The organism is Actinomycetota bacterium (genome assembly GCA_036280995.1).
Classification (GTDB): Bacteria; Actinomycetota; CALGFH01; order CALGFH01; family CALGFH01; genus CALGFH01.
The window spans coordinates 1-6,521 of record DASUPQ010000147.1 but is presented as its reverse complement, the minus strand read 5'-3'; the positions used below and the strand labels follow the sequence as shown (position 1 = coordinate 6,521).

9 protein-coding genes and 1 pseudogene are annotated in these 6,521 nt (G+C 73.7%); 4 read left to right on the top strand and 6 right to left on the bottom strand.

Translation table 11 applies throughout. The features are described 5' to 3' along the window. The coding region (locus VF468_04660) for an FGGY family carbohydrate kinase (protein HEX5877606.1) at positions 1–741 on the bottom strand (741 nt) is incomplete at its 3' end. Continuing rightward, positions 738–1,772, bottom strand: coding sequence for a class I mannose-6-phosphate isomerase (locus VF468_04655; GenBank protein HEX5877605.1), 1,035 nt, complete (start codon positions 1,770–1,772; stop codon positions 738–740). The genes VF468_04660 and VF468_04655, both read right to left, overlap by 4 nt. A gap of 256 nt (positions 1,773–2,028) precedes the next feature. On the opposite strand from VF468_04655, the gene VF468_04650 reads away from it, so the two are divergent. After that, positions 2,029–2,508 carry a (4Fe-4S)-binding protein gene (locus tag VF468_04650; GenBank protein ID HEX5877604.1) on the top strand — a complete coding sequence of 160 codons (480 nt, stop codon included), beginning with the start codon at positions 2,029–2,031 and terminating at the stop codon, positions 2,506–2,508. A 175-nt stretch (positions 2,509–2,683) separates the two neighbouring features. Here VF468_04650 and VF468_04645 read toward each other — a convergent pair whose 3' ends face one another. Both VF468_04645 and VF468_04640 read right to left on the bottom strand, forming a co-directional pair. Then, on the bottom strand, positions 2,684–2,776 hold the full coding sequence (locus VF468_04645; protein HEX5877603.1) for a Rho termination factor N-terminal domain-containing protein: 93 nt from the start codon (positions 2,774–2,776) through the stop codon (positions 2,684–2,686). Between the two features lie 93 nt (positions 2,777–2,869). After that, positions 2,870–2,980: pseudogene (locus tag VF468_04640) on the bottom strand (Rho termination factor N-terminal domain-containing protein). 579 nt (positions 2,981–3,559) lie between these two features. Between VF468_04640 and VF468_04635 the strand changes: the two are divergent. Further along, positions 3,560–4,246, top strand: a complete 687-nt coding sequence (locus tag VF468_04635; protein HEX5877602.1) for a DUF1345 domain-containing protein — start codon at positions 3,560–3,562, stop codon at positions 4,244–4,246. A 12-nt stretch (positions 4,247–4,258) separates the two neighbouring features. Here the strand turns inward: VF468_04635 and VF468_04630 are convergent, their stop codons facing one another. Together VF468_04630 and VF468_04625 are read right to left on the bottom strand one after the other, a co-directional pair. Further along, the gene (locus tag VF468_04630) at positions 4,259–4,387 is read right to left on the bottom strand and encodes a hypothetical protein (protein HEX5877601.1); all 129 of its coding nucleotides are present in this window, start codon (positions 4,385–4,387) and stop codon (positions 4,259–4,261) included. Between the two features lie 108 nt (positions 4,388–4,495). Continuing rightward, positions 4,496–5,407, bottom strand: a complete 912-nt coding sequence (locus VF468_04625) for an arginase family protein (GenBank protein HEX5877600.1) — start codon at positions 5,405–5,407, stop codon at positions 4,496–4,498. 116 nt (positions 5,408–5,523) lie between these two features. Here VF468_04625 and VF468_04620 point away from each other — a divergent pair, with 116 nt between their 5' ends. Continuing rightward, a complete protein-coding gene (locus VF468_04620; protein HEX5877599.1) occupies positions 5,524–5,763 on the top strand; it encodes a hypothetical protein in 240 nt (79 codons plus the stop codon). 109 nt (positions 5,764–5,872) lie between these two features. Next, the coding region (locus tag VF468_04615) for an MMPL family transporter (GenBank protein ID HEX5877598.1) at positions 5,873–6,521 on the top strand (649 nt) is incomplete at its 3' end.

The following is a 6,521-nucleotide window of genomic DNA, read 5'->3' as shown; positions in this document are numbered from 1 at the left end:
CGCGCCGGCCCCGACCGAGGCGCTGAGGTGGTCGTGGCCGGCCACGGTGAGGGTCGCCCCGGCCAAGCGGGGGAGCCGTCCGGCGCCGGCCCGGCCGGCCGGGCTGCCCGCCTGGACCAGGTCGGCCAGCAGCCCCGGCGGTGCCTGGGCCCACGCCCGGGCCTCCTCCCACCAGGCTCGCCGTTCCAGGTCGAGCAGGCCGGTCCGGGAGGCAAGCGACAGCTCGGCCACCTGCTCGCCGCCCAGGCCCTTGACCACCCATTCGGCCACCCCGAGCCAGCGGACGGCGGCGGCGACCTCCGGGTGGTGGGCCCGGAGCCAGGCGTACTTGGCGATCGACCACAGCGGGCGGACCGGCAGCCCGGTGCGGGCCGGGAACCGCTCGGCCCCCAGGTCAGCGGCGAGCCGGGCCGCCTCGGCCTCGCCCCGGGCGTCGTGCCAGGCGATCGCCGGGGCCAGGGGCCGGCCGTGGCGGTCCAGCAGCACGCCGGTCTCGGCCATGCTGGTCACTCCGACGCCGGCCACCGGGCCGCCGGGGGCCTGCTCCAGGGCGGCCGCGGTCGCGGCCACCGCCGCCTCCAGCAGCCGCTCCGGGGCCAGCTCGGCCCCGGTCGGCACGACCGTCCAGGGCGTGCGGGTCGCGCCGTGGGCCACCTCGGTCCCGTCGGCGGCGCGGACCACCGCCGCCTTGCACAGGGTGGTGCCGACGTCGATGCCGACCAGCAGCTCCTCGCCGCTCACGGGACGCCTCCGGCGTCCGGGTCGGGGGGGAGGCAGCGGACGGCCTCGAGCCGGCCGCGGACCGCACCCGGTCCGGCGGCGAAGGGGACCAGCACGGTGTCGCCGCGGCCCAGCCCCATGGAGCCGCCGCGGGTCTCCAGCTGTCCGGACCCGTCGGTGACGACCAGGATCGAGAAGGCGGCCTCCAGGGAGACGGCCGGGTCCGGCCGCAGCCGCTCGGCCCGGAAGAACGGGTCGGCCTCGGCCGGGAACAGCCGCTCGGCCCCCGGGCGCACCGGCCCCCGCCCGCCGCGCAGCCGCTCCAGCCGCGCCGGGCTCCAGCCGGCGCGATCGACGCAGCCCAGGGCGAGGTCGAAGCCGAGCCCGAGATGGCCCTCGGCCCGGCCGTCGATGGCGAAGCCCTCCCACTCCAGCAGGACCGAGAAGTCGGTCGGCTCCTGGAGCTCGACCAGCAGGACGCCCTGGCCGATGGCGTGCGGCATCCCGGCGGGGACGAGCACGGTGTCGCCCGCGGCCACCGGGACGGCGTTGAGGGCGGCCAGCAGCGCCTCGACCCGCTGGGCCTCGACCAGCCCGGCCAGCCGACCTGGGTCCATGTCCTCGCGGAAGCCCAGGTGCACGACCGGGTCAGGGCCGTCGCCGCCGAGGATCACCCAGGCCTCGGTCTTGCCCCACGGGCAGCCGAGGTGGCGGCGGGCGAAGCCGCGGTCCGGGTGGCAGTGGACGGGGAGGCGCTCGCCGGCGTGCAGCAGCTTGACCAGCAGCGCCGGGTCGTCGCCGTAGGCCTCGGCGTGGCGCGGCCCCAGGAAGCCCTCCGGGTCGGAGCCGATCGCCTCGCGCAGCGTCTGGCCGTCCTCCAGCCGGGTCAGGCCGTCGCCGGCCGACCCGAACGCGGCCGTGGTCGAACCGACCCAGTCCTCGGGAAGGAACGCCCCGTCGGCACCGGGCGCGCCGCCGCGCAGCTCGTCGATGGCCGACCCGCCCCGGTAGAAGCGGGGGAACCGGTTGGCGGCCAACGCGATCGGCTTCACGGCGCGATCGGGCCGGGTCGGAACGCCGAGGAACGACCCTGCAGCAGGGCCAGCTGGATCGGCATGTCGGCAGCAGTTTCCCACCAATCCGGTGGAAACAAAAGAAACCCGACCATCCCGGAGGCGGACGGTCAGCCGTTGCTGGATCGCTCCGGCGGCGCGGGCGGCCATCTCCGGAGTTGGGGTGGCGGACTAGACTCGACTCCGGGACCGAGCCTCGAGTCTCCCCGGCGTGATGGGAGGAGAGACAACCGGCATGGTGGACAAACCCCAGCGGGCCACCGAGGACCCGGCGGAGGCTGGCGCGCCTCGGACGAGGGGGCCGACCAGGACCTACGAGAGCGCCGGGATCCGGGTGCTGTGGGACGCCAGCCGCTGTATCCACGTGGGGAGCTGCCTGCGCGCCCTCCCGTCCGTGTTCGATGTCCGGGCCCGGCCCTGGGTCGACCTTGCTGGAGCCTCCGCCGAGGAGGTGGCCGCGGCGGTGCGCACCTGTCCGACCGGGGCGCTGCGGTATGAGGCGCTCGGCGACCTTCCGGATGAGGTCCCAGACGAACCGGTCTCGATGGAGGTCCGCCCCAACGGGCCGCTGTACGTGCGAGGCCGGGTCAGGATCACCCGGCCAGGTGGAGACGTGGTCGCCGACGAGTATCGCCTCGCCCTGTGCCGGTGTGGAGCGAGTCAGAACAAGCCATTCTGCGACAACAGCCACCGGTTGATCGGCTTCCGCGGTTAGGAGACCTCGTTCGAACCGGGGATGTCGGCAGGGATCGGTGATGCCTTCGCGAGCCAGCCGGTGGGCACGTCCGCTCGGTCTTCCCAGCGGGGAACGGAGTGCTCCAGGAAGATCTGGCCGACCAGCTCGCCGTGGCTCCGGACGCCGGTCCTGGCGAAGATCAGGTGGACCTCGCCTACTTGCGGAGGGCGGCGATCAGCTCGTCCTTGCTCATCGTGGAGCGGCCTTCGATCTGCAGCTCGCGAGCCCGTTCCCGGAGCTCTTCGATGCTGCGCTCCTCAAAGGCGCGCCGGTCGGCCTGGCGCTCCTGCTTGGGCGGCTGGCTCCCGGGCGTGTCGCTCTTGGCCGGCCGTCGCTGGCGGTGGTGGCGCAGGGCGGCGATCAGCTCGTCCTTGCTCATCGTCGAGCGGCCCTCAATCTGAAGCTCCGCCGCCCGCTCCCTGAGCTCCTCGACGCTGCGCTCCTCGTAGGTCCGCCCGTCGGGCCTGCGGTCCTGCCCGGAGGCCCGCGGCTGCTCCCGCTCCGCCTCGGCGGCGACGAGGTCCTCGACTCGGGGGAGGCGCTCGCCGACGGTGGGTTCGACAGCCGCCACCGCGGTATCGGCGGTCTCGGCCGCGACAGCGACCTGCCGGGTGGCGACGCCGGCCAGGGTGCGCGCCAGCTGGTGCTGGGCGGCAAGGGTCTGCTCGGCGAGATCGAAGGTGCGGTCGACGATGCCGGGCAGGTCGACGTCGGGCACGGGCGACCTGAGGGCGGGGGTCAGCTGCTCGATGATGGAGGTCCAGGTGCGGATGGTGCCGATCACGGCGGCTTGGCCCTGATGGACGGTGCTCAGGAGGTAGCGCCGCGGGTCGGTGTCGTTGCGGGTCTCGGCTGGCACATCTGTTCCTTTCGGACGATCCAGAATCCTGCGTAGTTTAGTATGCATGCTGCATGTTGGAGTAAGCAACGTGGTTCACGTCCTGCCCGCCAGCCGGAAGCGTCTCCGGCCGCTCACCGGGACGACATCCGACGCAACCGGTGCGATCCTCGGCATCGAGTGGTGAGGTGCATGGCTGAGGACAGGGCGAGGACGACACCGGACGTGCCGGACAACGCCGGGCGGGTGCCTGGCGCTTCGGCGGCGACCCGCGTCGTCCTGGCGGCGGTGGCCGGCGTCTGCGCCGGGGCGCTGGCCGCGGTGCCGGGCAGCTGGCAGACGGGCACGCTGGTCGGCTGGGACGTGGCCGCTCTGGCCTACGTCGCCTGGACCTGGGCCACGATCTGGCGTCGGGATCCGGCCGCGACCGCGCGGCTGGCCCTGCGTGAAGACCCGGGCCGGGCCACCGCCGACGCCGTGCTGCTGGTCGCCAGCGTGGCCAGCATCCTGGCCGTGGTGCTGGCGATCAGCGCCGGGCGTTCCAGCGGCCCGGGGGCGCGGGACCTGCACGCCGGGTTGGCGGTGGCCAGCGTGGCCCTGTCCTGGACGGTGGTCCAGACCGTGTTCACCTCCCACTATGCGCGGCTGTACTACAGCCATCCGGCCGGCGGGATCGACTTCAACCAGGAGGCTCGACCGCGCTACTCCGATTTCGCCTACCTGGCCTTCACCGTCGGGATGACCTTCCAGGTGTCCGACACCGCGCTCCAGACCTCGGCGTTGCGGGCGGCGGCGCTGCGCCAGGCGCTGCTGTCGTACCTCCTGGGCGCCGTCATCCTGGCCACCACCATCAACCTGGTGGCCGGGCTGCTCCGGTAGCGGCCGCACCGGTCAGGCGGCGCGCTCCCAGCGGAAGGTCCGCAGGGAGACGAGCAGGCCCACGATCAGCCAGGCCAGCAGCTTGCGCGCGTCCGGCCAGATGGCGCCGGGCCCGTGGCCGAAGATCAGCGCCTGGCGCATGCCGTCGAACAGGGGGGCGAGCGGGAAGGCGTTGGCCAGCGAGCTGAGCCGGTGGGGCAGGCCGCTGATCGGAACCAGGCGCCCGACAGGAACAGCGGGGCAGGTAGGCTAGGACCAGCGCCACTCCTGCGCGAGCGCGCCGACCAGGCCGCGGACGAGGGTGTCGGTGGTGGAGCCGTCCTCGGCGCCGTGGTCGGGGTTGAACTCGGTGATGACGAGGCCGGCCAGGTCCTCGTGGCGGGCGAAGACGGCCAGGCAGCGCATGGCCTCGTCGAAGGTCAGGCCCTCGTTGTGCAGGGGGATGTCCGCGACCGGCAGGTCGAGGAAGTCGACCACGTCGACGTCGAGGTGGAGCAGGAACCGGTCGGCCGACGAGCGCAGCCGGGCCAGGGCCTCCTCGGCCGCCTGCTCGGGGCGTCCGCGGACCTGTCGGGCCGGGAGGCCGGCGAGGTTCCGGCGGACGAGCACGTCGTGCTCGGCACCCGGGTAGTCGGTGTAGCCGAACAGCAGCAGCCGGTCGTCGCGGAGCAGGGGCCGGGAAGGGCCGAGACCGGCCAGCTCGGGGGCGGTCCCGGGCTCGTCGAGCAGGTGCGCCACGCCCATGGAGTCGATGATGCCGGTCGGGTTGGTGGCCGGGGTGAACAGGTCCACGCCGCCGTCCACGTAGAGCAGGGCCGGCTCGACGCCGCTGTCCCGGAACGCGGACATCACCGCGATGGTGACGCTGCACTCGCCGCCCAGGATCAGCGGGACCCGTCCATCGGACAGGATCTCGCCCACCCGCCCGCTGGTCTCGCGGAGCACGCCGACCACGGCCTGGAGGTTGTGGGGCCGGCGCTGGTCCGGGTCGGGCCGCCAGCGCACCACGGGCAGGTCGCCGTAGTCCACGACGTGCACCCCGGCCGCGACCAGCCGCTCGGGCAGCCCGGCCCGGCGCAGGGCGGCCGGGGCCTTCTCCTGACCAGGTCCGTGCGCGGCCGCGCTGGAGGGGACGCCGAGCAGGCCGAGCTCACCCACCATCGCCGCCTCCAGTCGTACCGGGACTGGCCGATCCTACGACCTCCCCCTGGGCGGGATCAGTCGGCTGGGCGCTCTTTCAGCTACTGTCCATGGCCGGAGCACGCATGGAGGATGGCATGGCCACCAGGAGACAGTGGAGCGATCTCAGCGAACGGACCCGCGGGCTGCTGATCGCCGCGGCGGTGGTCGAGGGCGTCCTCAAGGTGGCGGCGCTGATCGACATCAAGCGGCGGCCGGCAAGCCAGATCCGGGGCCCGAAGTGGCTGTGGGCCTCGGTGGTGGCGGGCATCGGCTCGGCCGGGGTCGTGCCGATCTCCTACTTCGTGGTCGGGCGGCGGCAGCCTCGACCACGGTGAGCCGCGAACCCGGCCCGCCTTGAGGGCCGTGACCGACCGGTGTCGGCCTGTCTTGGTGTCCGGATCTTGAGCGTGTCGGCTGGTCCGGGGTGGGGGGGAGGTTGTCCAGATGGCCGGTGTGCTGTACCGGCTTGGCCGACTGTGCGTCAGGCGCGCGGTCGTCGTTGTCGCGCTCTGGCCCTTCCTGGCCGTCGCCGTCCATGTGGTGGTGTGGCGCGTCGGCGCCGAGACCAGCAACGACCTGAGCCTGCCCGGGACCGAGAGCCAGCAGGCGACCGACCTGCTGGCCAGCCGCTTCCCGCCGCAGCAGAACGGGAGCAGCCCGTTCGTCTTCCACGTTCCCAAGGGCAAGATCACCGACTCGGCCAACAAGAAGGCGGTCGAGGAGTCGTACAAGGCGCTGTCCAAGGCGCCCCACGTCGCCTCGGCCCCTGACCCGTTCGCCAACGCCGCCTCGGGGCTGGTCAGCAAGGACGGGCTGTTCCTCGTCACCAAGCACCATGACCAGCTGGGCCGCGGCATGGAGCGGCACGAGTCGATCGCCCGGGCGGTCGCGACCTCCGGTGGCACCATCGTGTTCGCCGGCCGGACCGTGATCATCGCCCTCCTGTCGCTCTGGGTGGCCGGCATCCCCCTGGTGGCGTCGCTCGGCTACGCCAGCGCCGTGGCCGTGCTCACGGCGGTGGTGGCGGCCATCACGTTGCTGCCCGCCATCCTGTCGCTGGCCGGCGGGCACCTGTTCGGGGCGCGGCTGCCGG

Excerpts from the sequence above, each read along its gene's own strand:
- VF468_04650 (HEX5877604.1), top strand. The coding sequence starts at position 2,029 with ATGGTGGACAAACCCCAGCGGGCCACCGAGGACCCGGCGGAGGCTGGC.
- VF468_04635 (HEX5877602.1), top strand. The coding sequence starts at position 3,560 with ATGGCTGAGGACAGGGCGAGGACGACACCGGACGTGCCGGACAACGCC.
- VF468_04630 (HEX5877601.1), bottom strand. The coding sequence starts at position 4,387 with ATGCGCCAGGCGCTGATCTTCGGCCACGGGCCCGGCGCCATCTGGCCG.
- VF468_04625 (HEX5877600.1), bottom strand. The coding sequence starts at position 5,407 with ATGGTGGGTGAGCTCGGCCTGCTCGGCGTCCCCTCCAGCGCGGCCGCG.
- VF468_04620 (HEX5877599.1), top strand. The coding sequence starts at position 5,524 with ATGGCCACCAGGAGACAGTGGAGCGATCTCAGCGAACGGACCCGCGGG.